This window comes from Mesorhizobium sp. M0626 (assembly GCF_040320665.1).
Classification (GTDB): domain Bacteria; phylum Pseudomonadota; class Alphaproteobacteria; order Rhizobiales; family Rhizobiaceae; genus Mesorhizobium.
The window spans coordinates 171,076-195,678 of sequence record NZ_JAMYQD010000002.1; the positions used below are offsets into that span (position 1 = coordinate 171,076).

The 24,603-nt window shown below is 61.9% G+C and carries 23 protein-coding genes; 7 read left to right on the top strand and 16 right to left on the bottom strand.

Annotated elements, in window-relative coordinates:
- Nucleotides 1–72: 72 nt before the first annotated feature.
- Nucleotides 73–813: a pyridoxine 5'-phosphate synthase gene (locus NKI37_RS02895; protein WP_023753499.1), complete on the bottom strand. Its 741-nt coding sequence runs from the start codon at nucleotides 811–813 to the stop codon at nucleotides 73–75.
- Nucleotides 814–925: 112 nt separating this feature from the next.
- On the opposite strand from NKI37_RS02895, the gene NKI37_RS02900 reads away from it, so the two are divergent.
- Nucleotides 926–1,345 (top strand): SpoIIAA family protein, encoded by a 420-nt coding sequence (locus tag NKI37_RS02900; RefSeq protein WP_023690925.1) that lies wholly within the window; start codon nucleotides 926–928, stop codon nucleotides 1,343–1,345.
- Between the two features lie 34 nt (nucleotides 1,346–1,379).
- Here the strand turns inward: NKI37_RS02900 and NKI37_RS02905 are convergent, their stop codons facing one another.
- The 8 genes from NKI37_RS02905 to NKI37_RS02940 form a co-directional block, all read right to left on the bottom strand.
- On the bottom strand, nucleotides 1,380–2,507 hold the full coding sequence (locus tag NKI37_RS02905; RefSeq protein ID WP_023668361.1) for an ATP-dependent DNA helicase: 1,128 nt from the start codon (nucleotides 2,505–2,507) through the stop codon (nucleotides 1,380–1,382).
- A 583-nt stretch (nucleotides 2,508–3,090) separates the two neighbouring features.
- The gene (locus NKI37_RS02910) at nucleotides 3,091–3,465 is read right to left on the bottom strand and encodes a nitrile hydratase accessory protein (protein WP_023690922.1); all 375 of its coding nucleotides are present in this window, start codon (nucleotides 3,463–3,465) and stop codon (nucleotides 3,091–3,093) included.
- Nucleotides 3,452–4,111, bottom strand: coding sequence for a nitrile hydratase subunit beta (nthB, locus tag NKI37_RS02915; protein WP_023690921.1), 660 nt, complete (start codon nucleotides 4,109–4,111; stop codon nucleotides 3,452–3,454). The genes NKI37_RS02910 and nthB overlap by 14 nt, the downstream gene beginning before the upstream one ends.
- Complete coding sequence (nthA, locus tag NKI37_RS02920; protein ID WP_023690920.1) at nucleotides 4,108–4,731, bottom strand: nitrile hydratase subunit alpha; 624 nt, start codon at nucleotides 4,729–4,731, stop codon at nucleotides 4,108–4,110. Before nthA ends, nthB begins: the two co-directional genes overlap by 4 nt.
- A 65-nt stretch (nucleotides 4,732–4,796) precedes the next feature.
- Nucleotides 4,797–7,958, bottom strand: coding sequence for an efflux RND transporter permease subunit (locus NKI37_RS02925; protein ID WP_352789981.1), 3,162 nt, complete (start codon nucleotides 7,956–7,958; stop codon nucleotides 4,797–4,799).
- Nucleotides 7,955–9,244 (bottom strand): efflux RND transporter periplasmic adaptor subunit, encoded by a 1,290-nt coding sequence (locus NKI37_RS02930; RefSeq protein WP_023688076.1) that lies wholly within the window; start codon nucleotides 9,242–9,244, stop codon nucleotides 7,955–7,957. The genes NKI37_RS02925 and NKI37_RS02930 overlap by 4 nt, the downstream gene beginning before the upstream one ends.
- Nucleotides 9,245–9,469: 225 nt before the next feature.
- On the bottom strand, nucleotides 9,470–10,066 hold the full coding sequence (locus NKI37_RS02935; protein WP_023688075.1) for a LysE family translocator: 597 nt from the start codon (nucleotides 10,064–10,066) through the stop codon (nucleotides 9,470–9,472).
- Between the two features lie 123 nt (nucleotides 10,067–10,189).
- On the bottom strand, nucleotides 10,190–11,146 hold the full coding sequence (locus tag NKI37_RS02940) for an acyl-CoA desaturase (RefSeq protein ID WP_023714739.1): 957 nt from the start codon (nucleotides 11,144–11,146) through the stop codon (nucleotides 10,190–10,192).
- A gap of 156 nt (nucleotides 11,147–11,302) precedes the next feature.
- Between NKI37_RS02940 and NKI37_RS02945 the strand changes: the two genes are divergently transcribed.
- The gene (locus NKI37_RS02945) at nucleotides 11,303–11,683 is read left to right on the top strand and encodes a metalloregulator ArsR/SmtB family transcription factor (RefSeq protein ID WP_023702997.1); all 381 of its coding nucleotides are present in this window, start codon (nucleotides 11,303–11,305) and stop codon (nucleotides 11,681–11,683) included.
- A gap of 11 nt (nucleotides 11,684–11,694) precedes the next feature.
- Here NKI37_RS02945 and ilvN read toward each other — a convergent pair whose 3' ends face one another.
- The 3 genes from ilvN to NKI37_RS02960 form a co-directional block, all read right to left on the bottom strand.
- Nucleotides 11,695–12,267: an acetolactate synthase small subunit gene (gene ilvN / locus NKI37_RS02950; protein ID WP_023668352.1), complete on the bottom strand. Its 573-nt coding sequence runs from the start codon at nucleotides 12,265–12,267 to the stop codon at nucleotides 11,695–11,697.
- A gap of 81 nt (nucleotides 12,268–12,348) precedes the next feature.
- The gene (locus NKI37_RS02955) at nucleotides 12,349–14,145 is read right to left on the bottom strand and encodes an acetolactate synthase 3 large subunit (protein ID WP_023668351.1); all 1,797 of its coding nucleotides are present in this window, start codon (nucleotides 14,143–14,145) and stop codon (nucleotides 12,349–12,351) included.
- A gap of 331 nt (nucleotides 14,146–14,476) precedes the next feature.
- Nucleotides 14,477–15,439 (bottom strand): DUF1236 domain-containing protein, encoded by a 963-nt coding sequence (locus NKI37_RS02960; RefSeq protein WP_023668350.1) that lies wholly within the window; start codon nucleotides 15,437–15,439, stop codon nucleotides 14,477–14,479.
- Between the two features lie 583 nt (nucleotides 15,440–16,022).
- Between NKI37_RS02960 and NKI37_RS02965 the strand changes: the two genes are divergently transcribed.
- The 3 genes from NKI37_RS02965 (at nucleotide 16,023) to NKI37_RS02975 (ending at nucleotide 18,525) form a co-directional block, all read left to right on the top strand.
- A complete protein-coding gene (locus tag NKI37_RS02965) occupies nucleotides 16,023–16,325 on the top strand; it encodes a DUF1236 domain-containing protein (RefSeq protein ID WP_023731684.1) in 303 nt (100 codons plus the stop codon).
- Between the two features lie 164 nt (nucleotides 16,326–16,489).
- The gene (locus NKI37_RS02970; protein ID WP_023690914.1) at nucleotides 16,490–17,881 is read left to right on the top strand and encodes a sensor histidine kinase; all 1,392 of its coding nucleotides are present in this window, start codon (nucleotides 16,490–16,492) and stop codon (nucleotides 17,879–17,881) included.
- Complete coding sequence (locus NKI37_RS02975; RefSeq protein ID WP_023805520.1) at nucleotides 17,878–18,525, top strand: response regulator; 648 nt, start codon at nucleotides 17,878–17,880, stop codon at nucleotides 18,523–18,525. The genes NKI37_RS02970 and NKI37_RS02975 overlap by 4 nt, the downstream gene beginning before the upstream one ends.
- A 49-nt stretch (nucleotides 18,526–18,574) precedes the next feature.
- Here NKI37_RS02975 and NKI37_RS02980 read toward each other — a convergent pair whose 3' ends face one another.
- From NKI37_RS02980 to tmpA, 3 genes are all read right to left on the bottom strand, one after another.
- Nucleotides 18,575–19,003 (bottom strand): hypothetical protein, encoded by a 429-nt coding sequence (locus tag NKI37_RS02980; RefSeq protein WP_023750905.1) that lies wholly within the window; start codon nucleotides 19,001–19,003, stop codon nucleotides 18,575–18,577.
- 393 nt (nucleotides 19,004–19,396) lie between these two features.
- On the bottom strand, nucleotides 19,397–19,981 hold the full coding sequence (gene tmpB / locus NKI37_RS02985) for a (R)-1-hydroxy-2-trimethylaminoethylphosphonate oxygenase (RefSeq protein ID WP_023805521.1): 585 nt from the start codon (nucleotides 19,979–19,981) through the stop codon (nucleotides 19,397–19,399).
- Complete coding sequence (tmpA, locus tag NKI37_RS02990) at nucleotides 19,978–21,129, bottom strand: 2-trimethylaminoethylphosphonate dioxygenase (protein WP_023805522.1); 1,152 nt, start codon at nucleotides 21,127–21,129, stop codon at nucleotides 19,978–19,980. Before tmpA ends, tmpB begins: the two co-directional genes overlap by 4 nt.
- 121 nt (nucleotides 21,130–21,250) lie before the next feature.
- Here tmpA and NKI37_RS02995 point away from each other — a divergent pair, with 121 nt between their 5' ends.
- Both NKI37_RS02995 and NKI37_RS03000 read left to right on the top strand, forming a co-directional pair.
- Nucleotides 21,251–22,141 carry a LysR family transcriptional regulator gene (locus tag NKI37_RS02995; RefSeq protein ID WP_023805523.1) on the top strand — a complete coding sequence of 297 codons (891 nt, stop codon included), beginning with the start codon at nucleotides 21,251–21,253 and terminating at the stop codon, nucleotides 22,139–22,141.
- 138 nt (nucleotides 22,142–22,279) lie between these two features.
- Nucleotides 22,280–24,082, top strand: a complete 1,803-nt coding sequence (locus NKI37_RS03000; RefSeq protein WP_352789986.1) for an NAD(P)-binding domain-containing protein — start codon at nucleotides 22,280–22,282, stop codon at nucleotides 24,080–24,082.
- Here NKI37_RS03000 and NKI37_RS03005 read toward each other — a convergent pair.
- Complete coding sequence (locus tag NKI37_RS03005; protein WP_023712474.1) at nucleotides 24,079–24,600, bottom strand: GNAT family N-acetyltransferase; 522 nt, start codon at nucleotides 24,598–24,600, stop codon at nucleotides 24,079–24,081. The genes NKI37_RS03000 and NKI37_RS03005 overlap by 4 nt on opposite strands.
- Nucleotides 24,601–24,603: the final 3 nt, after the last annotated feature.

Consider the following 24,603-nt stretch of genomic DNA (forward strand, 5'->3'; position numbering starts at 1 on the left):
ACTCCCCGATCACCGCGCGGTGCGCCTTGCTTGCTGTCATGCGATATCACCTTCGACACGAGCCTTCCACCGCTACCAACCGCAAGCCTTCAGAAACCGCCCCACCGTGGCGGCCATGCCATACTCCAACGCATCGGCTGTCAACCCGTGTCCGATAGACACTTCGGCCAATGCCGGAATGCGCTTTGCCAATGCCGGAAGGTTGTTCACCACCAGATCGTGCCCGGCATTGACCTGGAGCCCTGCGGCGAGTGCGGCATCCGCGGTTTTTCCCAATCTTTCCAGCTCCTTCCGCGCCTTGGCGGAATCGGAATGGTAGCTGCCGTAGGGCCCGGTATAGAGCTCGATGCGGTCGGCGCCGGTGTCGCGCGCGGCATTGACGCCGGTGGGATCCGGATCGGAAAACAGCGACACGCGGAAGCCCCCTTTTTTCAGACGCTTGACGATCGGGATAAGGAACGCCGCCTCGGCGGCAAAGTTCCAGCCATGGTCCGATGTCGCCTGCGCCGGATCGTCGGGCACCAGCGTCACCTGCTCCGGCTGGTGCCTTTCCACAAGCGCCAGAAAATCCTCGGTCGGGTAGCCCTCGATGTTGAATTCCGCCTTGGGAAACTCGTCGTCGATCAGCGCCCGGATCTCCGGCAGGTCGGAATGCCTGGTGTGGCGCTCGTCGGGCCGCGGATGAACCGTCAGCCCGTGCGCGCCGGCCGCCAGCGCCAGGCGGCCGAGCCCGGTGACGCTCGGCCACGGCAGGTCGCGGCGGTTGCGCAGCATGGCGATGGCGTTGAGATTGACCGAGAGTTTCGCGGGCATGGCGTGAGGTCCGGCTGTTTGTGCAGCGCATCTATACTGCCTTTGATGGGAACAGACAGGGGCTTTCGGGTGTTCCAGTGATGACATCTGCTCGCAAGGGGGAACCCAGCCAATGAATTTTCTCCAATCCGTGCCCGCGATCCGCCGCCTCGAAACCAACCGTGAGGACCTTTTCGCCATCGACGTCGTCGGCCATGTATCGGCCGCCGACGGCGAAAATCTGTTCGGATTGCTGGAGGCTGCCTACGCGCTGCACCCGAGGATCGACGTCTTGGTGCGGCTGGTCGACCATGAGGGCGTCGACTGGATCGATATGGACGACGAGACGCTGAAACAAGGTACGGTTCATGCGCTAGAGCATATCGCCCGGTGCGCGACGATCGGTGAGCCGGACTGGATAGCGGATGCGCGGAACTTCCTTCCGGCTTCGCCACCCATCGAGTTCAGGCACTTCGCGGCCGAGGACGAAGCGGATGCCTGGCAATGGCTGGGTGCGACGCCACTCAGCCCTGCTGCGCCGGCTGCTACCTGACGCCGGCTATCTAACGCCAGCTATCCAACGCCAGTTATCTAACAATCGTCAGCCGCTCTGCCGCCCGCGTGATGGCGGTATAAAGCCAGCGCTGGCGGGTTTCCTTGAACGCCCAGCTCTCGTCGAACAGCACGACGTCGTTCCACTGCGAACCCTGCGCCTTGTGCACGGTCAGCGCGTAGCCATAGTCGAAATCGTCAAAGCGCTTCTTCTGCTGCCAGGGGATATCGGCGTCCGGATCCTCGAAAGCCGACTTGAGCAGCTTGATCTTGGCGACGCCGCGGTCGGGATCGTCCTCCTCGGGCGAGACCAGAAGGTTGATGCCCGGCTTCACCGTCTCGCGCGACGAGGTCATCACCTTCCACAGCGAACCGTTGAGCAGGCCCTTGGCGGGGTCGTTGCGCAGGCAGACCAGCTTGTCGCCGGCCTGCGGATAATCGGCATTGAAACCCTTCAGCTCGCGCAGGCGCTGATTGTAGCGGCGGCGTGTGCGGTTGGTGCCGACCAACACCTGGTCCGCCTTCAGCACCAGCTCCTGGGTGACGTCCTCCTTGCCGATGACCTGCGCGGTGCCGTAGTCGCCGCGCATGAACTCGCGGCCCTCGCGCACGTCGAGCGCCAGCTGGATAATCGGATTGTCGCGCGCCTGGCGGTGGATTTCGGTCAAGAGCACATCCGGCTCATGCTCGGTGAAAAAGCCGCCGCCCGAGATCGGCGGCAGCTGCGCCGGATCGCCAAGCACCAGGATCGGCGTGCCAAAACTCAGAAGGTCGCGGCCAAGCTGCTCGTCGACCATCGAGCATTCGTCGATGACCACCAGCTTCGCCCGTGAAATAGGGCTTTGCCGGTTGAGCGAGAAGGTCGGCGACATCGAGGTCTTGCCCGTCACCTCGTCCGACACCGATTCCTCGCCCTTCGGCCGGTAGATCAACGAATGGATGGTGCGAGCATTGACCGCGCCCTTGGAACGCAGCACCTGCGCCGCCTTGCCGGTGAAGGCGGCGAACTGCACCTGCCCGTCGACATGCTCGGCAAAATAGCGCGCCAGCGTGGTCTTGCCGGTGCCGGCATAGCCGAACAGCCGGAAGACCTGCGGCCGGCCCTCTTTCAGCCAGCGCGCCACCGCTTTCAGAGCCTCGTCCTGTTGGGGGGAGAATTCCATCGGTTCGACAGACCGGATTCGCGAGAGAAAGACAAGCTTGGTGCTAACACCGCTTAAAACGATGGGATTGCCTCACCTTCAACGGGACAAACTAGCAGGCGCAAATGCGAACGTAAAGTGAACATGCAAGCGGATAACGAACGATTTGAATTCAGGCATTTGAACCTAGATCGGGCAATGCCACTATCACGGACATGATCGAGATGCAGATCGGCGCAGACACCTATAAGCGAGGATATTGATGAGGTCGTTCGCAGACAGGCTGATCGGAAAGTCGATAAAGAAGATCGAAATCGGCGAACCTGGTTATGGCATCGTTGTCTCCTTGTCGGATGACGCAGGGTTCGCGATATATACCGAGGTCACGGCCTGTCTGAGTGACGAAAATGCCAGAACCATAGACGTGTACCATCAGCGACGAGCAAGTGATCCTCCACTTGGGTGACAACGACTTCGTCGCCATTTCCAAAAACCGTGGCCGCTTCGCCGTCGTTGAGGCGTTTGTCTATGGGGACGACGAACGCATGGTCGTCGAAAATTAGTTGCATCGGCCGCCAGATTTCAAACACCAACCACAGGCGGACTATATGTTCGCGCCGCCGCCGCTACCTCTGGTCGGCCCGGGATCGTTCTCCAACAAAATCGGCTTGCCGTGCGGGGTTGCATGCGCGGCGCGTTCCCAGGCGGCGGCGAGCGTGTCGACGTCACTTTTTCCCGCGACGCCCTTGGCCGCCAGCAGCGTCTCCAGCGCAGCCAGCCAATGCTCGTAATAATCGTGGCCATCGCTTGCGGCGCCCGGCTTGTTCACTTGCGCCGACAGCGCATCGGCCCATTCGGCCCAGGAAAACAGGCCCTTGTCGTGCAGCGCCACCGTCATGGCGAAGGCTTCGGCCTGCCAGGGTTCGGCGAATACCGGTTCGTCCAGACCCGCCGGCAGTGCACCTTCAGGCCGGCTCAAGATAGCTCTCCCAGGCATCGATCGAGACGGTCAGCGTCGGGTCGGCGCCCTCGCCCCAGATTTCCGAGCCATCGAAGACCACGGTATAGACCCATTGCGGGTTTTCACCGTTGCCATGCGCGTTGCTGTCGGGGAACACAAAACCGTCACGCACGGCCTCGACAACTCCGTGCTTGCCGCGCGCATAACGCGGCAGCCTCGTGTGGGCGGTGGGATTGAAATTCCTTGTCCGCACCGGGTCGCCGGCCTTGAAGCGCGGCGCCGTCTCGACCGGCCGGTCGCAGGGACTGCCCTTGGCCAGCACCGCCGGAACGTTTTCGGCCTTCAACACCCTTTTGGGCGTCGCCGCCGGATCGACCGCCCGACCTTCCGTCAGATCGCGCTCGCTGACGAAGCCATGGCGCTTCAGCAGCACCTCGAGCGCTTTGATCCATATCTGGTAGTAGCTTGAGGAATAATAGACGGCCGGATGCAGCGATTCCCTGGCGTGCCGGCTCTCGTCGATGTTCCACGCGCCCATGGCGCCGGCAGTCAGCGTCACGCCGAGCGCCCGCCTCTCCCAATCCGCATGAAAATACGGTTCGTCCTTTTCGGGCGCGACCGGCCCGAAACCCATCTGCCCACCGAGATCCTGCGGCCCGTTCATGCCGGTACCTTCTTTGTCCCGGGTTCTTTGGCCACCGCCGTGCCGATCATCGCATCGCGGCTGACCAGTTCGGCGAGTTGGTCCTCACTCCAGCCTTCGGTACCGTCAGGCCGCATCGGCACCACGAGATAGCGCAGTTCGGCAGTCGAATCCCAGACGCGGATGTTTTTCTCCGCCGGCAAGGTCAGCCCGAACTCCTCCAGCACGCCGCGCGGATCGATCACGGCGCGCGAGCGATAGGGCGGCGCCTTGTACCAGACCGGCGGCAGGCCGAGCACCGACCACGGATAGCAGGAGCACAGCGTGCAGACGACGAGGTTGTGCGTCTCGTCCGTGTTGAACACCGCCTGCATGTGCTCGCCCTGGCGGCCGGTGTAGCCCAGCGAGGTGATCGCCGCAGTCGCGTCGCGCTTCAGCCACTCGGCAAAGGCCGGATCGCTCCAGGCTTTCGCCACCGCCCTGGCGCCGTTGCGCGGCCCGATCTTGGTCTCGTAGGTGTCGACGATGACGTCGATCGCCGCCGGATCGATCAGGCCTTTTTCGGTGAGGATGGTCTCCAGCGCGCGCACGCGCGCCGCAAATGGGTCGAGCTCATTGTCGTGGTCATGATCATGGGACATGACCCTCAGATTAGGATCGGCGGCACGCGGCCGCAAGCATGACAGCTTGGGCCACGGGCTATCGCCTATTCGGCGGCGGCCCTTTGCGGCTCGAGCCGATCCTCGGGAGCGAACAGCGAGGCCTGCTCGCCGCTCTCGACCGCATGCAGCTCCGGCCTGTTCTTTTTCCAAGAGAAGAAGCTCACCAGCCAGCCGGAGAAATTCTCGAAATAGACATAGATGACAGGGGTGACGAACAGCGTCAGCGCCTGCGACGCCAGGAGACCGCCAACCACCGCGACACCGAGCGGCTGGCGCAGCTCAGCACTGGCGCCGGTGCCGAGCGCGATCGGGAACGTGCCCATCAGCGCCGCCAACGTCGTCATCATGATCGGCCTGAAACGCATCAGGCACGCCTTGTGTATGGATTCCTTGGCCGACATGCCTTCTCGTCGCAGCTCCAGCGCGACGTCGACCATCATGATGCCGTTCTTCTTGACGATGCCGATCAGCATCAGGATGCCGATCACCGCGATCACCGACAGGTCCATGCCGGCAAAGCGCAGCGCGACCACCGCGCCCAGCACCGCCGAAGGCAGGCCGGTCAGAATGGTCAGCGGATGGATAAAGCTCTCATAGAGGATGCCGAGTACGATATAGATGGTCAGAACGGCGCCGCCGATCAGCAGGCCCTGATTGGCCAGCGAATCCTGGAAGGTCTTGGCGGTGCCGGCAAAGCTGGTCGAAATCGCCGGCGGCATGCCGATCTGCTCCTTCAGCGCGGCGATGCGGGCCGTGCTGTCGCCCAGCGCCACGCCTTGCGGCAGGTTGTAGGAGATGGTCACCGCCGGCAGCTGGCCGAGCTGGTTGACCGTCAGCGCGCCGGCAGTGCGGTCGACGCGGGCAAAGGCGCCGAGCGGCACCAGGCTGCCGCTTGCCGTCCTGACCTGGATGGCCAGCATGCGCTCGGGCGACCATTCGATGTTGGGATCGAGCTCCATGATGACTTCGTAGCTGTCGGCCGAGCCGAAGATCGTCGAGACCTGCTCCGTGCCGAAGCCGCCATAGAGACTGGAGCGCAGCGTGTCGGTGTCGATGCCGAGCGACGCCGCCTTGTCGCGATCGACCACCAGCGTCGCCTGCAATGAATTGTTCTGCAGATCGCTGGTGACGTCGGTGAAATTCGCATGATCGGCCGCCATCGCATCGTTGAGCTTTTGCGCCCATGTGTCGGTCAGGCCGGTATCGAGGCCCTGAACGACGAGCTGGTAGGCGCTGGCGGAAGAACGCGCGCCAAGTCGCAGGTTCTGCACCGGCTGCATATAGGCATCGATCCCCGGCACGACGGCCAGCTGCCGCCGCAGATCCGACAGCACCTTATCGATGTCGGGGCGCTGGCTCTTGTCCTTCAGCTGCACATAGAGCTGGCCCTGGTTCAGCGCATTGTTGCCGCCGCCGGCTGACCAGGCCACATGCGAGACATAGGGCGAACGCGAGAAGACACTTGCCGCCTGGTTCTGCAGCTTGACCATGGCGTCGTAGGAGATGTCCTGCCTGGCGATCGTCGTCACCGAGATCTGGCCGATATCCTCTTGCGGGAAAAAGCCTTTCGGCGAGACTTCGATCAGCCACACCGACCCTGCCGCCGTGCCGACAAAAACGAGGAACACCAGGAAAGTGTGGCGCAGGCAGAATGTCAGAAGCCGATCATAGCCGCGGGTGACGAAGTCCTGCTTGTGGCCGGGGGCGTGCTTGTCGCGATCGGCCTTGGTCACCGACAGCAGCCTTGAGCACAGCATCGGCGTCAGCGTCAGCGAGACGAACATCGAGGCAAGGATCGCGACCGTCACCACGACGGCGAATTCGTTGAAGATGCGGCCGATGACGCCGCCCATTAGAAGCACGGGGATGAACACCGCCACCAGCGAGATCGAGATCGAGATGATGGTGAAGCCGATTTCGCGCGCGCCCTTCAGCGAGGCATCGAAGGCCGAGAGACCGTCCTCCTCCATGTGGCGAAAGATGTTTTCCAGCATGACGATGGCGTCGTCGACGACGAGGCCGACTGCGAGCGTCAGTCCCATCAGCGAGATGTTGTCGATGGAAAAGCCGAACAGGAACATGGCGCCGAGCGTCGCGATCAGCGAGATCGGCACCGCCACGGCCGGAATGATGGTTGCGGTCACCCGGCGCAGGAAGACGAAGATCACCGTCACCACCAAAGCGATCGTCAGAAGCAGCGTGAACTGGACGTCGTCGACGGCCTGGCGGATCGAGGTCGAACGGTCGTTGAGCAGCTTGATGTCGGCGGCGGCCGGCATTTGGTCCTTGAACGACGGCAGCATCGCCTTGACCTTGTCGACGACGTCGACGGTGTTGGCGTCGGGCTGGCGCTGCACCGCCAGGATGATGGCGCGCGTGCCGTCATACCAGCTTGCAGTCGTCGTGGTCTCGACCGAGTCGATGACGCGGGTCACCTCGCCCAGCCGCACCGGATGGCCGTTCTTGGTGGCGATGATGAGGTTGGAGAACCCGGCGGCATCGGTGAGCTGCGTATTGGCCGTGATGGTCAGCTGCTGCTTGTCGTTCTGCAACACGCCAAGCGGCGTGTTTGAGTTGGCCGAGGCGATCGCCGTCTGCAGCTGATCGATCGAAATGCCGCGCGCGGCAAGTGCGGTCGGATCGATCTGCACGCGCACCGCATATTTCTGCTGGCCGAAGATCGACACCTGCGCCACGCCGTCGATGGTCGACAGCGAGGGCGAGATGACGTTTTCGGCGAAGGCGTCGAGGTCGGTGAGCGGAACCGTGTCGCTGACCAGCGACATCAAAAGGATCGGCGCGTCGGCCGGATTGACCTTGCGATAGCTCGGCGGCGCCGTCATCTCGGGCGGCAGCTGGCGCTGCGTGCGCGCGATCGCTGCCTGCACATCGGCGGCGGCAGCGTCGATATCCCTGTTGAGCACGAACTGGATGGCGATCGAGGTGCGTCCCAGCGAATTGCTGGTCGAGATCGAATCGATGCCGGCAATGGTGGCGAACTGCTTGATCAGCGGCGTCGCCACCGAAGTGGCCATGGTTTCGGGCGAAGCGCCGGCCAGGGTGGCCGAGACGTTGACGACCGGGAATTCGGCGCTCGGCAGCGCCGCCACCGGCAGGAACTTGTAGGCGAACAGCCCGCCCAGCACGAGGGCGAACGACATCAGCAGCGTGGCGACAGGCCTGCGTATGCAGAATTCGGAAATCATTGGGCAGCCGCCTTGCCGGCCTCGGCGACCTTGGGAGCAGCTTGATCACCGCCGGCCGCCTTGCCTTCGTGAATGGCGGCGCCGTCCTTCAGCCTGGTCTGGCCCTCGACCACCACCTTCTCGCCTGATTTGACGCCCTCGCTGATGGCGCTGTTTTCGCCTTCGGTCAGCGCCACCTGCACCGGTCGCATCTCGACCGTGTTGTCGGGCTTGACGACATAGACGAACGGTCCCTTTTGGCTGGGCTGCACGGCAACGGTCGGGATGGATGTCATCTGCGGCATGATGCCAGCGTCGAGCACGACATTCACATATTGGCCGGGCCACAGTGAAAGATCGGCGTTGGGAATGCTCGCCCGTGTCGCGATGGTGCCGGACGCGGTGTCGACGCTGGAATCGACGAAGTCGAGCGTGCCGTTGCCGATCGGCGTCGGATCGCCATCCTTGGTCAGCGTCACCGCGCCTTGCTGCGGGTTGGCCAGCGCCTTGTGCAGCAGCGCCAGGTTGCTCTCCGGCAGGTTGAAGTTGACTTGCAGCGGATCCATCTCGGTGATCGTCACCAGCGGCGTGGCCGTGCTCGAGTTGCCGTTGCTCAAGGTGACGAGGTCACCGACCGAAACGTTGACCGCGCCCAGCCGGCCGGCAATCGGCGCCTTGATGCTGGCAAAGCCGAGCTGGACATTGTCGGCGTCGATCGTCGCCTTGTCGGCATCGACCGTCGCCGCGGCAGCCTTTTGCGCCGCCACCGCCTGATCGTAAGTCTGCTGCGTGCCGGCCTGCTTGGCGACGAGATCCTTGGCGCGCTGAAGGTCGGAGCCCGAACTGGTTAGCAGCGCCTGGTCCTTGGCGAGCGTCGCCTGATCCTTGGCAAGCTGCGCCTTGAGCGCCCTGTCGTCGAGCGAGAACAGCAGGTCGCCGGCCTTCACCATCTGGCCGTCCTTGACGTCGATCGATACGATCTGGCTGGACACGCGGGCGTTGATGTTGACCACGGCCGGCGACGACACGAAGCCGATGGCGTAACGGCGGATCGGAAAATCGGCCGTTGTCGCGGTGGCCGAGACGATCGAGGCCGAACGGGCGGCATTGCCGCCGGCGCCGGATTTGCCCCCTGCCTTGTCGGCCGAAGCCTTGTCCGATCCAGCCGGCTTGTCCGCCGCTGCCGTCTGCCTGGCGCCCGGCAGCATCTGCTGCAGACTGCTCATCGCCGCCGGCGAAAAATAGACCCATGCCGCGGCGACACAGGCCGCTGCCACCACCACCGCCAGAACGACTTTACCGCGCATCGACTAAAAGCCCTATGATCCGACACGCCGAACCCGGTGGTCTCATTCTACGCAATCACGGCGCCTTGCCGCGATCTCGCCGAAGTAGATAGGACGCACATTTGTCGGAAAAGGGCCAAAACACGGCATTACGAAGATTTAATGTGCACTGCACAATGACTATGCAGCCGGCTCAGCAGTCGGAAAACCAGCCAGGATGCGGTTGAGATCTCAGGCGGGATGCGTCTATTTCAGCATCGGCCAGAGCGTCGCCGCCAAGAGCACGCCCATGGCGATGTTGAACCATTTCAGCCGCACCGGATCCGACAGGAACCCGCGCAGCGCTGTGCCGAAACCGGCCCACATCGAGACGCTCGGCAGGTTGACGACGGTGAAGGCGATCGCGATCAGCGCCACCGACAGGAACGGGTGGTCCGGATTGGAGTAGACGGCCATGGCGGTGATCGCCATCACCCAGGCTTTCGCATTGACCCACTGGAATGCGGCTGCCTCGATGAACCGCATCGGCCGTGCCTCCGTCTCACCCTTGCTGGACAGCGAGCGCGACATGGCGATCTTCCAGGCGAGATAGAGCAGATAGGCAGCGCCGGCGATCTTCAATCCGGTGTGCAAGGCCGGAAACGCCGTAAGCACCGCGCCCAGGCCAAAGCCGACAGCAAGCAACAGCACCAGGAAACCCATGCTGATGCCCAGCATATGCGGGATGGTTCTGACCAGGCCGAAATTCACGCCCGACGCCAAGAGCATGAGGTTGTTCGGCCCCGGCGTGATCGAGGTCACGAAGGCGTAGACCAAAAGGGCAAGGAAAGCGTCGAGGGTCATGACGGCTCACAAAGGTCAGCAATGCTGACTTAAATCGACAGAGCGCTGGACGCAACCTCATTCCATTGGTCCAAAGCGCTCCGCCGTGATCCGCCTATCCCGAGCCAGCCAGGCCGGCACAGTCTACCTGCCGTGGGCCCGCGCCGACAACAGGCTGGGAGCGGCGGCGGCCTCCTGACGGCCAGCCACACGCCGCAGGCCTTTGCGCCTCGGCGTGTTCCCGGGAAGCTTCACGCCATGCGCGAGGCCGAGGGCAGCCAGGATGCGGATGAAGAGCCAGCCGAGATCGATCTGCCCGCGTTCCAGGCCGAGCTTTGCGGATTCGGGAAACGCATGGTGATTGCCGTGGAAACTCTCGCCAAAGGTCACCAGGCCGAAACGCGGCAGGTTGTAGCCCTGCACGGCAACGCCATCGACGCGCCAGCCCTGCTGCCCGCTGCGATGTGCGAAATGCCCGACCAGCCAATGCCCGGTCAGCGACACGGAGATACGCACCGCAATGCCCCAGACCACCCAGCTCCACCCGCCGAGGAGCAAGAAAAGGATCGCCCACGGCAGTTGCTGCAGCATCCAGGTCCGCTCGACGAATTTGTAGAAGCGGTCGTTTCTGATCGACGGCTCGATGACGAAGTCAGGCGGATTGCGCAACGCTACGGCGCAATGCATTTGCCAGAAAGCGTCGGTGAAGAAAGGCCGGCGGTGGGCGTGCAGGTCGTGACAAGCCGTCTGGCGCTGCGCCCAGTCTCGTATGTCATGCGCATAGATCATGCCGAACGGACCGGCCATGCCGACGAGCGTGCCGAGATAGACCAGCGCGTGTTTGAGCCAGATGTGAACCTTGAACGAGCGATGGATGAGCAGGCGATGCATGCCGACCGAGTGTCCGGCGCAGATCGTCACCGCCGTCGTCGCTACGAACAGGGCGAAAGCGCTCCAGCTGAAGGTCAGCGGCCCGAACACCAACGCAATCAGCGTCATCGCACCGACCCAGATCGACTTGGCCGGCATCCAGACGACCTCGCCATCTTCGGCATCGCTCAAGGGCTGCGAGATCATTCTGCCTGTGGATATGGTCTTCATCGGTACCCCTCCTCTGCAGGAAACATTTCCGGACCAAAGAGCCTTGCCTTCCGGCGCGCCGGCGCTTATTTAGGCAATAAGCTAACTATCTACTATTCCGATTTAGGTATTTAGGCAATAGACTAAATACCGGAAGCGAAACGACAGAGGCAGGCGGTGATCGAAGACAATGCAGCGGATGGCGACACGGCTATCGGGGCAAGCAGCGCCATACAGCGCGTGTTCGAGGCGCTGTCATCGCAGCCGAGGCGCAAGATCCTCGCCTATCTCGCCCACTCCTCGCTGACCGCGGGCGAGATCGCGGCGCGCTTCGACATGTCGAAGCCGTCGATCTCGCAGCATCTGAGCATCCTGGAGACGGCCGGCCTCATCGCCAGAGAGCGGCAGGGACAATTCATCCGCTACTCGCTGGTCCAGAACAATCTGGTTAACACGCTGAACGGCTTCGTCCAGGACGTCTGTCCGGTATCGCGCCCGATCAAAAGGGAGAGTAAGAATCTGGCGAGCGGCAAGGTCGATCCCAAGCCGGTAAAATAGTTGGACTGAGACTACATCCCTTGCGGGCCGCGGTTCATCGCCGCCACGCCGGTGCGGCAGATCTCGACCAGGCCGAGCGGCTTCATGATGGCGATGAACTGGTCGAGCTTCGAACCCTTGCCGGTAATCTCGAAGATGAAGTGCTCGGTGTTGGCGTCGATGACCGAAGCGCGAAAAGCGTCCGCCAGACGCAGCGCCTCGACGCGGGCTTCGCCGGTGCCGGCGACCTTGACCAGCGCCAACTCGCGTTCCAGCGGCCGCTCCTGGCCGAACTCGTGCGAGCGCACGGTGAGATCGACGACGCGATGCACCGGTACGATGCGTTCGAGCTGATGCTTGATCTGCTCCAGCACATGCGGCGTGCCGCGCGTCACGATGGTGATGCGTGACAGGTGCTTCTCGTGTTCGGTCTCGGAGACGGTGAGGCTCTCGATGTTATAACCGCGGCCGGAAAACAGGCCGATGACCCGGGCAAGCACGCCGGGCTCATTGTCGACCAGAACGGAGAGCGTGTGGTTCTCCGGCTTTTCCGTTTCCTTGGCGATGAAATAGGCGGAGCCGGTCGGTTGAAGCTGTGCGTTCATGACATGAATCTCGTTTTCAGACTTTGAGCTAATTCTCTGTTTGCGCACGGCTTCTCGCGACAGCCCTGCCCCGGCTTGGACCTAGACCAGTTCCCTGCCCTTGGCGTCGATGGCGTTGGCCACGGCTTCGTCGGTCGCCTCGTCGGGCAGGAGCATTTCATTATGCGCCTTGCCCGACGGGATCATCGGGAAGCAGTTGGCGAGCGTCGCCACCCGGCAATCGAACAGCACCGGCTTCTTCACCGCGATCATCTCCTTGATCGCATCGTCCAACTCGTCCGGCTTCTCGCAACGAATGCCGTGGCCGCCATAGGCGTCAGCCAGCTTGACGAAGTCGGGCATCGCTTCGGTATAGGAATGCGACAGGCGGTTGCCGTGCAGCAGCTGCTGCCACTGACGCACCATGCCCATATACTGGTTGTTGAGGATGAAGATCTTGATCGGCGCATTGTGCTGCACCGCCGCGCTCATCTCCTGCATGGTCATCTGCACCGAGGCGTCGCCTGCGATGTCGATGACCAGCGCGTCCGGGTGCGCGATCTGCACGCCGAGCGCAGCCGGCAGACCGTAGCCCATCGTGCCCAACCCGCCCGACGTCATCCAGCGGTTCGGCTTCTCGAAATGATAGTGCTGCGCCGCCCACATCTGGTGCTGGCCGACCTCGGTGGTGATGTAGGTGTCCATGTCCTTGGTCAGTTCGTAGAGCCGCTGGATGGCATATTGCGGCATGATCACATCGTGGTTCATCTTGAACGCGAGCGAGTCACGCGCGCGCCATTTGGCGATCTGCTCCCACCAGGGATGGAGCGCCTTCTTGTCGGCCTTGGCGCTCGCCCGCCACAGCCGCACCATGTCCTCCAGCACCCGGCCGACATCGCCGATGATGGGCACTTCCGTGTGCACGTTCTTGTTGATCGACGATGGATCGATGTCGATGTGGATCTTCTTCGAGTTGGGCGAGAAGGCGGTCAGCCGTCCGGTGATGCGGTCGTCGAAGCGCGCGCCGATGCAGATCATCACGTCGCAATCATGCATCGCCATATTGGCTTCATAAGTGCCGTGCATGCCCAGCATGCCCATCCAGTTCTTGCCCGATGCCGGATACGCGCCGAGGCCCATCAGCGTCGAGGTGATCGGGAAGCCGGTGAGGTCGACCAGTTCGCGCAGAAGATGGCTGGCCTCCGGACCGGAGTTGATGACGCCGCCGCCCGAATAGATGATCGGCTTCTTGGCGCTGGCCATCAGTTCGACGGCGGCCTTGATCTTTTCCAGGTCGCCCTGGACCTTCGGCTGGTAGCTGGTGCGCGGCGCCGCCTGCGGCGGCACATAGATGCCTTTGGCGAACTGCACATCCTTCGGAATGTCGACCACCACCGGGCCGGGGCGGCCGGTCGTCGCGACATGGAAGGCCTCATGGATGGTGGCGGCCAATTCGTTGACGTCCTTCACCAGCCAGTTGTGCTTGGTGCAGGGGCGCGTGATGCCGACCGTGTCGCACTCCTGGAACGCGTCGGAGCCGATCAGCGAAGTCGGCACCTGCCCGGTCAGGCAGACCAGCGGGATCGAATCCATCAGCGCATCCTGCAGCGGCGTCACCGCATTGGTGGCGCCCGGGCCGGAGGTCACCAGCATGACGCCGGCCTTGCCGGTCGAGCGGGCATAGCCTTCGGCCGCATGCCCTGCGCCTTGCTCGTGGCGGACGAGGATGTGCTCGACCTCGTCCTGCTGGAAGATTTCGTCATAGATCGGAAGCACCGCGCCGCCGGGATAACCGAAGACATGCTTGACGCCATTGTCCTTCAGCGCCTGCACCACCATTTCGGCGCCAGTCATTTCCCTGTTTGGCATTTCGCGCCGTTCGTTCTGTCCGTTGCTCATCGGTCTGGTCCCGTACTTCTAGCCATGAGGCGATTGCTGGTCGTTTAGTCGTGTTTCGGGCAATAAAAAAGGCCCCCGATGGGAGCCTGTGTGTTGCGCATGGGAGGTTTTCGCCCGGCGGTTACACCGCCTTGCCCACGCGCTTTCCTACGAGAATGAGTGCCTTTTTCATCGTGGCGGACACTACGAGGGTGAAAGGCAAGGTGTCAACGGGAAAAACGCGCGATGCGAAAGACAAAGCAAGTGGCCCGCCGCCTCTGGTCGGCGGGCCACCGCGGCGCATACGATACCCCTCAATCGCACCGCGCCGGGAACAAGAGTCACTGCCGTGTCACGTCAGGATCAGCACGATCTTGTACGTATCCGGGTCGACGATGACGATGCGCCCGTCGGCCAGCACGAAGTACTCATAGGATTCGTAAGCCGGGACGATCTTGACAATGCGCGCCGGCAGACGGTGCAGGCGCACTTTGTGCCGCGGCACCTCGATGCCGACCGAAATGTCGAAGTCGACGTTCTTCACCGGCTCAACCCTGGTCTCGTGGATGATCTGCGTGACCTGCGTCTTCTGCTCGACTGTCACGTTGTTGATCGAGGCCGTATTGCCCTGGTCGGTCTGAACGTTTGTGTTGCCCTGAGCGTTCTGCTCGGTGGTGGTCCCGGCCTTGCCCTGGGCCTGCTGGTCCGTGCTGGTGCCGGTCTGGCCCTGAGCGTTCTGCTCGGTGCTGGTCCCGGCTTTGCCCTGAGCCTGCTTCTCGGTGCTGGTGCCGGTCTGGCCCTGAGCGTTCTGCTCGGTGCTGGTCCCGGCCTTGCCTTGGGCCTGTTCATCCGTCTTGAGCTTGGCCTTGCCCTGAGCCTGCTTCTCGGTGCTGGTGCCGGTCTGGCCCTGAGCATTCTGCTCGGTGCTGGTCCCGGCCTTGCCCTGGGCCTGTTCATCCGTCTTGAGCTTGGCCTTGCCCTGAGCCTGCTGATCGGTCGTGGCGCCGGCCTGACCCTGAGCATTCTGCTCGGTACTGGTCCCGGCCTTGCCCTGTGCCTGTTCATCCGTCTTGAGCTTGGCTTTGCCCTGAGCCTGCTGATCGGTCGTGGCGCCAGCCTGGCCCTGTGCATTCTGATCGGTCTGTGACTTCATCTTGCCTTGCGCCTGTTCGCCGGCCTTGCCGCCCTTCTGGCAATCGGCCGCGCCGGCGGCGCAGTTGTCGCCACCGCTCGGCTGCACGGCCTGGGTCTGGGCGATCGCGGCGCCGCACCCGACGCCAAGCGCAATCATGCTCGTGATCAACACATGTTTCATCTGCTTTCTCCTTAAAGAGTCGGTCCCTCAGCCTAGCCAACTCTGCCAAAAATACTTTGTTCCACATTTTGTGAATAAAATCGGGCTTCTAAGAAGACCAATGAATGTTGGCAGTAATTTGCAACAATCACCTACAAATTGCATCAAACAATTAATGCAACGCAACATTTTGTTTTTTCCTGAGCTTGTGATCCCATAGCGATGACACCAGCCTCACAAGCTTAGAAGTACTCCCGTCGTCATGACCAGGATGGCTACCCCGAAAACAGGCAAGAGCAACCATCGTGCCTGATGGACGCTGTTGTCCATTAACGCCTCCCACAAGTGCTGATCTCAACGATGCCGAGAACCCTGTGTTCCGCCTTGAGGAGGCTCTAGGACCTCTACAGCCTGGCACCAGACTTTGGTCCCTCCCCCTATCGTCCATTGGCCCGATGACGCCCGGACCGAAGCCCCACACGGGAACGCAGCCGCGAAAAGCCCGTTCGGCTCCCGGTGTGTGCATCAACCTCATCAACACCACCCGTATCGGAATCGAGCTCGCGCAAGATGCATGAGCGTTGCTCGCATGAAGGAGAGAATCATGACGACCATGTACCAGTCGACCGCAATTGCCGGATTCTTGCTGCTCGCGAGCGCCGGCGTAGTTGCTGCTCAAGACGTCATCATCGCGCCGGAGCAGGAAACGGTTGTGCGCGAATACGTGAAAAAGCAGCCCCTTGCGTCGGTGAAGATTCCAGGTGTCGAATTGAACGTGGGGACCGCCATTCCCGACACGGTGGAACTGCATGAAGTGCCGAGCGTCAAGTATCGCTACGTTGTGGTCGACGGGCGAACCGTGCTGGTCGACCCCGGCACGCGGAAGATCGTCAAGATCATACAGTAACGCTGATCCCACCGCCGTTCCCCGCGGGTGGCGGTGGGATCATGCCCTGAATTGGCGGTTTCCCCAGCAATTCAACCTGGCGCTTGCTCGCACCATCGACCGTTCTAGATGTAGGATGGCTTAGGCATTTTGGCACGGCCAAAGCTCGCGGGGTCGGTTGAGACGTGCGCTACATTGATAGTCTCTATCAAAACTGGAACAGGCTATCGTTGGCTTGGCAGTTCATCATAGTCGGAAGCATTGGGCTGCTGTCGCTGATGCTGGTCGTCGGCCTATGGGTCACCTCGCAAATACGAGATGGAGTGATCCGCAACTCTGCAAGCACGACCGCGCTTTACGTCGACAGTGTCATCGCGCCAATCCTGCCGGACATGCGCAAAAGCCAGCAGCTCAGCGACACCGTTAAACGGGCACTCGATGAAACCCTGGACCAGGGTGCTCTCGGAAAAAAACTGGCGTCCTTCGTGCTTTGGCGGCGTGATGGCAAGGTGCTGTACGCCAAAGACGCGGCTCTTATCGGCCAGACCTTCGAGCCAAATGCGAACTTGCTGCATGCGTTCGGTGGAAACGTGGTGGCGCAATTCAATGATCTGGACGAAAATGAAAGGAAGGAACGCAAGAGCCCCACCGCCTCGCTGCTCGAGATCTACAATCCGGTTCGAGAGCCGTGGTCGGGCGATGTTGTGGCCGTTTCCGAGTTCTACGAGATAGCCGACGATCTTCAGGGCACTTTAAACTCGGCACTATGGTCGAGCTGGCTGCTCGTGGCTGGCGCGACCGCGGTCGCCTTGGCGATGCTCTCGGGAATCGTGCTTCGCGGCAGCAGCACTATCGAAACGCAGCGTTCAGCGCTTGAGACACAAGTGGCCGAACTTCAGTTGCTTTTGGAGCAGAATTCCGCTTTGCGGGAGCGCGTCCAGCAGGCGTCGCGCCGCGCAACGGCAATCAACGAGCGTTACTTGCGTCGCATCGGGTCTGATTTGCATGACGGTCCAGCTCAGCTGGTCGCACTGGCTGCGCTGCGCATGGACAGCCCTCTGCTGCTCGATCCCGCCGCATCCCCAAGCCACCGGAAGACCGAGATCGCCGATATCCATCATACGTTGGACGAGGCGATGCGGGAGATCCGCGCCATCTGCACCGGCCTCGTGCTGCCACAGATCGAAGCTTCGACAGTCGCGGAGATATTGCGGCTTGCGGTTGCCGAACATGAACGCCGGACGGCCTCCTCCGTATCGCTTTCACTGCCATCTCGCCTGCCCGACCTGGGGACGTCCGAGAAAATAAGCATCTTTCGCTTCGCGCAGGAGGGGCTGAACAATGCCTGGCGACACGGTCTGGGCAAGGGGCAGGCTGTCAAGGCGAGAGTGACGCAGGGCAAGCTCCTCATTCAAGTGCTTGATCACGGCCCTGGATTCCAGTCGGGATCGTGTGAAGGACTTGGACTCGCCGGTATGAGGGAACGTATCGAAAGTATCGGAGGTCACTTCGAGACCTTTTCGAGCCCCAGGGGGACCCGGCTGACCATAACGCTCAACATCGAGGACCAGAAATGACCGCTCCCATAAGGATTGCCATTGTTGATGATCATCCGCTGTTTCGCGAGGGTGTGGCTCGCAGCCTCGCCGAAATCGGCGGCTTCGAAGTCGTTGGTGCGGGCGAAACCGCGACGGATGCCGAACAGCTTGCGGCCTTGGCAAATCCCGACATATTGCTGCTAGACATCAGTTTGCCGGGAGGGGGTCTGGCGGCAGCGGAAAATATTCTTGCAACTCAGCCTGACTGCAAGATCGTCATGCTCACCGTCTCGGAGGCGAACGCCGATTTGGCAACGGCGCTCAGGCTGGGCGTACGCGGATATGTGCTGAAAGGGATTGGGGCGGCATCGCTGGCCGAGGTGCTGACTTATATAGCCGCAGGAAAAAAATATGTTTCGCCGACCCTGTCAGCGCAGCTTTTGAATGAACTGATCCGGCCGGAAAAGCGCACAACCGATCTCGTTGCCAATCTCTCGGGACGCGAGCTTGGGATAATCTCTTTGGTAGGCGAAGGACTGAGCAATAAAGAAGTCGCCAAACGTCTCAACCTGCAGGAGAAAACGGTAAAACACCACATGACTCGGATATTTCAAAAGCTAAGGGTGCGAAACCGCACCGAAGCAGCCATTCTTATGCACGCGCCCAAAACGGGTCTTGTATAGGGAGATCGGGGCTTGTCTGAAGGTCGGATGCTGGTTGGCGAACCAACAGTCACAGCCCTTTCAGACGAGCAATGTCGGAGGCCCTTACGGCGCGTTCGACAATTGTCCTTCCAAGCGGATCCTTCATAGTGAAGCGGCCGGCCTCGATGCTTTCGCTGAATCCATCGCGATGCACGACCTGGATTTTGGCGCCCTGTACCGTCACCGTGTCGCCAGCGGCATTGACTTGGCTACTGGGAGCTTGGCTACCGGGGGCGTTGTCGCCGGCACCATTTTTTCCCTTTCCGTTGGCGTTGCCATTCCCGGCGTTGCCGCCTGAGCCATTACCGTTACCACTACCGTTGCCACCACCGTTACCATTGCCATTGTTTCCGCTCTTGGCGCTGGCAGCGGCGAATTCGATCTTGTAGCCGTCGACATGGCTCAACCGCAGACCAAGCACCGGCATCGCCACCGCAACCGCCGCGAATACGCGCAAGCTAAAGTACGCCCGGCGACGCACGGATGAAAACAGGGGCTGCCTTGCTCCATTCATGCCAGCATCACATCATGATGTGTCACGGTATTCAAGAATGAACAGCCCAAAATTGCGGCTCACAAACGCTGAGGAAACTCTCCTTTCGTGCTTGCAGCTCGATTCTCAGACCTTCGTCTGAGTCAAATATACACCGAAGTCTGACCTACTGATCTTGGGCCGCGCCGACGGATGTCGCAATAAAATCCGCGGTGACAAGGCTCGTCACCGGTAGGGATCGGCAGCGAGGCGCGAGCGCCTGCGGCACGCAGACTCTTGCGGCAGATCTCCGGCATACAGTTTGCGCATGCTCGCCGTCGAAGCGGTAGCACATGCCGTTCCTCCCCCGGACTATGGTCAGACGCGATTGGCGAAGTCGCGGACAACCCGTTGCAGCAGCGGCATGTAGTCGCGAAATGCCCGGGTCTTCATGTTGGCGATCTTGCCGGCCTCGTCCCAGATGCGGACCCGAACCGCTTCCTCGTGGAACGGGTTCTTGCGGAACTCGGCCACCTCTTCGGCATTCATCGGCCCGCCTTGCAGCGACAGCGTGTGGACCGAGGCCTGCGACAGCCTGCCGAAATAGGTCGGGTCGGTAGCGCAGAGGTAGCGCTTGGCCGCGACATGCAGCCTGACGCATTCGACGATCACCGGTGGAAAGAACGGCGCCAGCACCTCGCCGCCGGCTTCGTCATGATGCTTGTCCTCGACATCGTCGGGCGAATAGGTGCCGAACTCGCTGGTGTAGTGGCCGATATCGTGCAGCAGTGCTGCCGCCACCAGCACATCGGGCGCGCCGTCCTTTTCGGCGAACCAGGCGCCCTGCAACATGTGCTCCGACATGGTGACGGGTTCGCCGAGATAGGATTCCGCCCCTCGGCGTTCGAAAATATCGGCGATGAATTCGACGATGTTGCCCGCGTTCAAATCCTGGCCGCTCATTCCGCAGCCTCCTTGAAGCTGTGTTCGATCGCCGACAGCGTCGACAAAAGGCCATCCTTGTCGGCGTAGCAGCCCTGCAGCCAGCGCTTGCCGGCGCCGGAGAATTGCTTGCGGGCATGCATGACGCGGGTGTTATCGACGATGAAGGCCTGGCCTGCCTCGAGCCTGAAGGTGACTTCGAAGGAAGGATCCTCGATCAGTTCGGCAAACCGGCGATAGGCGGCGTAGTAGGCCTCCATCTCCGCGAACGGCACATCGACGGTCGGCGCCAGCGAGCGGTTGTTGAAACGGATGGCGATGAGTTCGCCATCCGGCCCGAGCTCGATCATCGGCCGTTTGGCCTGCAATCGCACGCCCGACGACCCCGCATATTCGAAACGCGCCGGGTATGAACTCAACAGCCGGAAGCCTTCGGGGTTTTCTGCCTGCAGCGCGGCCGCCACGGCAAAACCATCGACGACGCTGGATTCGCCGCCCTCCACGGTGTTTTCGATGCAGGACAGGATCTGCAAGGTCGGCACCGGATCGCGATAGGGATTGTCGGTATGCGCCTGCAGGCCAAGATTGGTGTAGGCCAGATTGGTTGGATTGACCTCGGCGCGCACCTCGAACCATCGGCCGTAATTGGTCTCCCTGATATAGCCGAACAGATCGGACACTTTGCACAGCGCCCCGGATTCGGGCGGCAAATCGTCCATCACCGCGAAGCCGTAGGTCTTCACCGCCGACAGCCATTGCCGCAAGACGGCGCGGTCGCGGCTGGCAGCGAGATAGCCGGCGCGCGGCACCGAATTCTGCATAGAGGCCCTGGTCCATCGCACGGTGCCCTCGCCTGTCCAGCCGGGCTGTCGGGCGGCATCGCGGTCATAGGCATTGGCGCTCAGCCATGCCGCAGGAAAGCGCACCGTCTTTCCCTCCGGTTCGAAACTGACTTCAAGCGCATCGCCCTTGATCGCGGCTGCGCCGATCCATGTCTGCGCGGGAATGTCGAGAATGGTGATCAGCCGCTGGCCGTTGCCGGCGCTGCGCGTCTTGTCGTCGAGCGCATTGTCGCGCAACCACACTGCGTGAAAGCGAGTGCGCGCGCCGTCCTTCCACCCGAGGTCGATCGTTCTTCCTTCGTCGCCGATCAGCGCCTGGCTAAGCATGGGGATCCGTTCCTGTCCGCTGCGCCCCGCAGCCAACTCCGCAGGGTTTCCGATTGCATCGTGATGATGTCGAAGGCATAACTCAAATTATCATTTTGCAGCCAAAGGCCCTAAACGGTTTATGACTGAAACAACCCTGCCCTTGCCCCCGCTTGACTGGCTGCGGAGTTTCGAGGCCGCCGCGCGGCTGTCGAATTTCACCGCCGCCGCGGCCGAGCTTGGCCTGACCCAGGCTGCGGTCAGCCAGCACATCCGTTCTCTCGAGGAGCGGTTGAAGCAGCCGCTGTTCATCCGCCTGGCGCGCGGCGTCGAATTGACGCCGGAGGGTGCCGCCTACCTGCCGCATCTGCAATCGGCCTTTGCCGTGATCGCCAACAGCACGCGCGAGCTGTTCGAACCCAAGACCGTCCAGAGCGTGACGATACGCTCGCCGATCTCGTTTGCTGTGCTGATGATCGCGCCAAAGCTGCCGCAAATGGCCAAGGACCTGCCCTTCGTCCAGCTGCAGATCGAGACCATCCACACACCGGCCGATTACGGCGAGCGCTTTGTGGGTCTCGACATCCGATTCGGCATTGGCTCCGGCTCCTTTGCCGGACGGCAGGCCGACCGCCTCACCCGCGAAACCTTGACGCCGATGGCGTCGCCAAATATCGCCAAGGCCAAGGATTGGACAGGATTGCCGAGACTTACAGTGGTCGGCGCGCGGGAAATGTGGGGCGAGTGGTTCGCCGTCGCCCGGATGAAGCCGGCGCTCGGGCCCACGCACAAATTCGACAGTTTCGTTACCGCACTGGAGGCGGCGAAGCACGGCGCCGGCATGGTGCTGGGATCGCGACCGTTGGCCGACGCGGCACTGCGCGAAGGATCTCTCGTCACCCTGTCCGGCTTTACGCTGTCGAGCGGTGCCGGCCACTATCTGACCGCACCTTCGGGCGCGCATCTGAGCCCGGCCGAAGAAGCGGTCCGCCGCTGGTTCGCAACGGTCTTCGGCGTCCCGATTTCCCGATAAGCCCCTGAATACGCGGCAAACTATTGGACGACGTGACGCGGCGCATAATTTGTCGCGATACTGCGCCAGGCCGGACGTCAAGCTTCGGCAGGGTTCCGCTCGCTACAGGCGGCCAGGAAAAATCGCGGAGGAAATTCAATGCTCGACAAGGCCCCCAACAAGAAGCTTTCCGACCTGCTCGATCGCTTCGGCGCGGCACTCGCCGCCGGCGACATCGACAAGGCGGTCGCCTGCTTTCAGGAGGATTGTTTTTGGCGCGATCTCGTCAGCTTCACCTGGAACATCAAGACCATGGAAGGCCGTGACCAGGTGCGCGACATGCTGGTGAGCCAGCTGGCCAAAACCAACCCATCGAACTGGGCGATCGCCAAGGGCGAGGACGCCACTGAAAAGGATGGCATGCTCGACGGCTGGATCAGTTTCGAAACGTCTGTCGCGCGCGGCTTCGGCCACATCCGGCTGAAGGACGGGAAGATCTGGACGCTGCTCACCACCATGGTCGAGCTGAAGGGCCATGAGGAGCCGGCCGGTTTCGACCGCCCGCTCGGCGCCAAGCACGGCCATGGCAAGAACCGCCCGACCTGGAAGGAGGAGCGCGAGAAGGAAGCCGCCGAACTCGGCTTCAAGACGCAGCCCTACACGCTGATCATCGGCGGCGGCCAGGGCGGGATCGCGCTCGGCGCCCGGCTGCGGCAGCTCGGCGTGCCCACCATCATCGTCGAGAAGAACGAGCGTGCCGGTGACAGCTGGCGCAAGCGCTACAAGTCGCTCTGCCTGCACGACCCCGTCTGGTACGACCATCTGCCCTATATCGACTTCCCCAGGAACTGGCCCGTGTTCGCACCCAAGGACAAGATCGGCGATTGGCTGGAAATGTACGCCAAGGTGATGGAGCTGAATTACTGGTCATCGACCGAGGCCAAGAGCGCCGTTTATGACGACAAGAAAAAGGAATGGACCGTTGTCGTGCGCCGCGACGGCAAGGACATCACGCTCAAGCCGAAGCAACTGGTGCTGGCCACCGGGCAATCCGGCAAGGCCAACATGCCGAACTTCAAGGGCATGGAAAGCTTCAAGGGCGACCAGCATCACTCCTCGAAACACCCGGGACCCGATGCCTATGTCGGCAGACAAGCTGTCGTCATCGGCTCGAACAACTCCGCCCACGACATTGCAGCAGCCCTTTGGGAGGCCGGCGCCGACGTCACCATGGTACAGCGCTCGACCACGCATATCGTCAAGTCCGACACGCTGATGGAGATCGGGCTGGGCTCGCTCTATTCGGAAAAGGCGGTCGCGAGCGGCATGACCACCGCCAAGGCCGACCTCGTCTTTGCCTCGCTGCCCTACAAGATCCTGCACGAATTCCAGATCCCGGCCTATGCCGAGATGAAGAAGCGCGACGACAAATTCTACAAGGGCCTTGAGAAGGCGGGCTTCATGCTCGACTGGGGCGACGATGGCTCCGGCCTGTTCATGAAGTATCTGAGACGCGGCTCGGGCTATTACATCGATGTCGGCGCCTCCGACCTGATCATCGACGGCTCGATCAAATTGAAGAGCGGCGTCGAGGTGAAGGAGATCAAGGAGCATTCGGTCCTGCTCAGCGATGGATCGGAACTGCCGGCCGATCTCATCGTCTACGCCACCGGCTACGGTTCGATGAATGGCTGGGCGGCTGATTTGATCTCACGGGAGGTCGCGGACAAGGTCGGCAAATGCTGGGGCCTCGGCTCCAACACCACCAAGGACCCAGGCCCCTGGGAAGGCGAGCTGCGCAACATGTGGAAGCCGACGCAGCAGGAGGCGCTGTGGTTCCATGGCGGCAATTTGCACCAGTCGCGCCATTACTCCCAGTTCCTGGCGCTGCAGCTGAAGGCGCGCATGGAAGGCATCGCGACGCCGGTCTACGCGCTGCAAGAGGTTCATCACAAGGCTTAGGCAGCGCCGCCGATGCGCTTCCAGTAGATGAGCGTGCCGGTCAGCCCGCCATGGGGCTTCAAGGCAAAGTCCGGTATTTCGCCAGTGAGCGTGAAGCCGAGTTTTTCGTAAAGGCCGGAAGCGCCCTCCTCGGTTGCGGTGTCCAGCACCAGAAGCGTGCGGCCTTTCTCGACGGCGAGCGTTTCTGCCGCCCGCATCAGCCGGCTCGCTATGCCTTTGCCGCGGTGTTCGACGCGGGTCATCAGCTTGGCGATCTCGGCCCGGTGCGGCTGATTATCAGGAAAGTCGAGCAGCACGGTCACGGTGCCGACCAGAACCTCGCCCTTCCATGCACCCAGCACCGCTCTTTCACCTCTCTCTGCTGCCACCAACGAGTTGCTCCAGAAAGTTTCCGCCGCTTGCCTGGATAAGGGATGCATGAAGCTGACGGAGCCGCCGTCCGCGACCGTCTCGATCAGGAGGTCGGCCAGCATGTCGCGTGTTCCCGCAGTCAGCGACCTGATTTCGATGGGACTCACCTG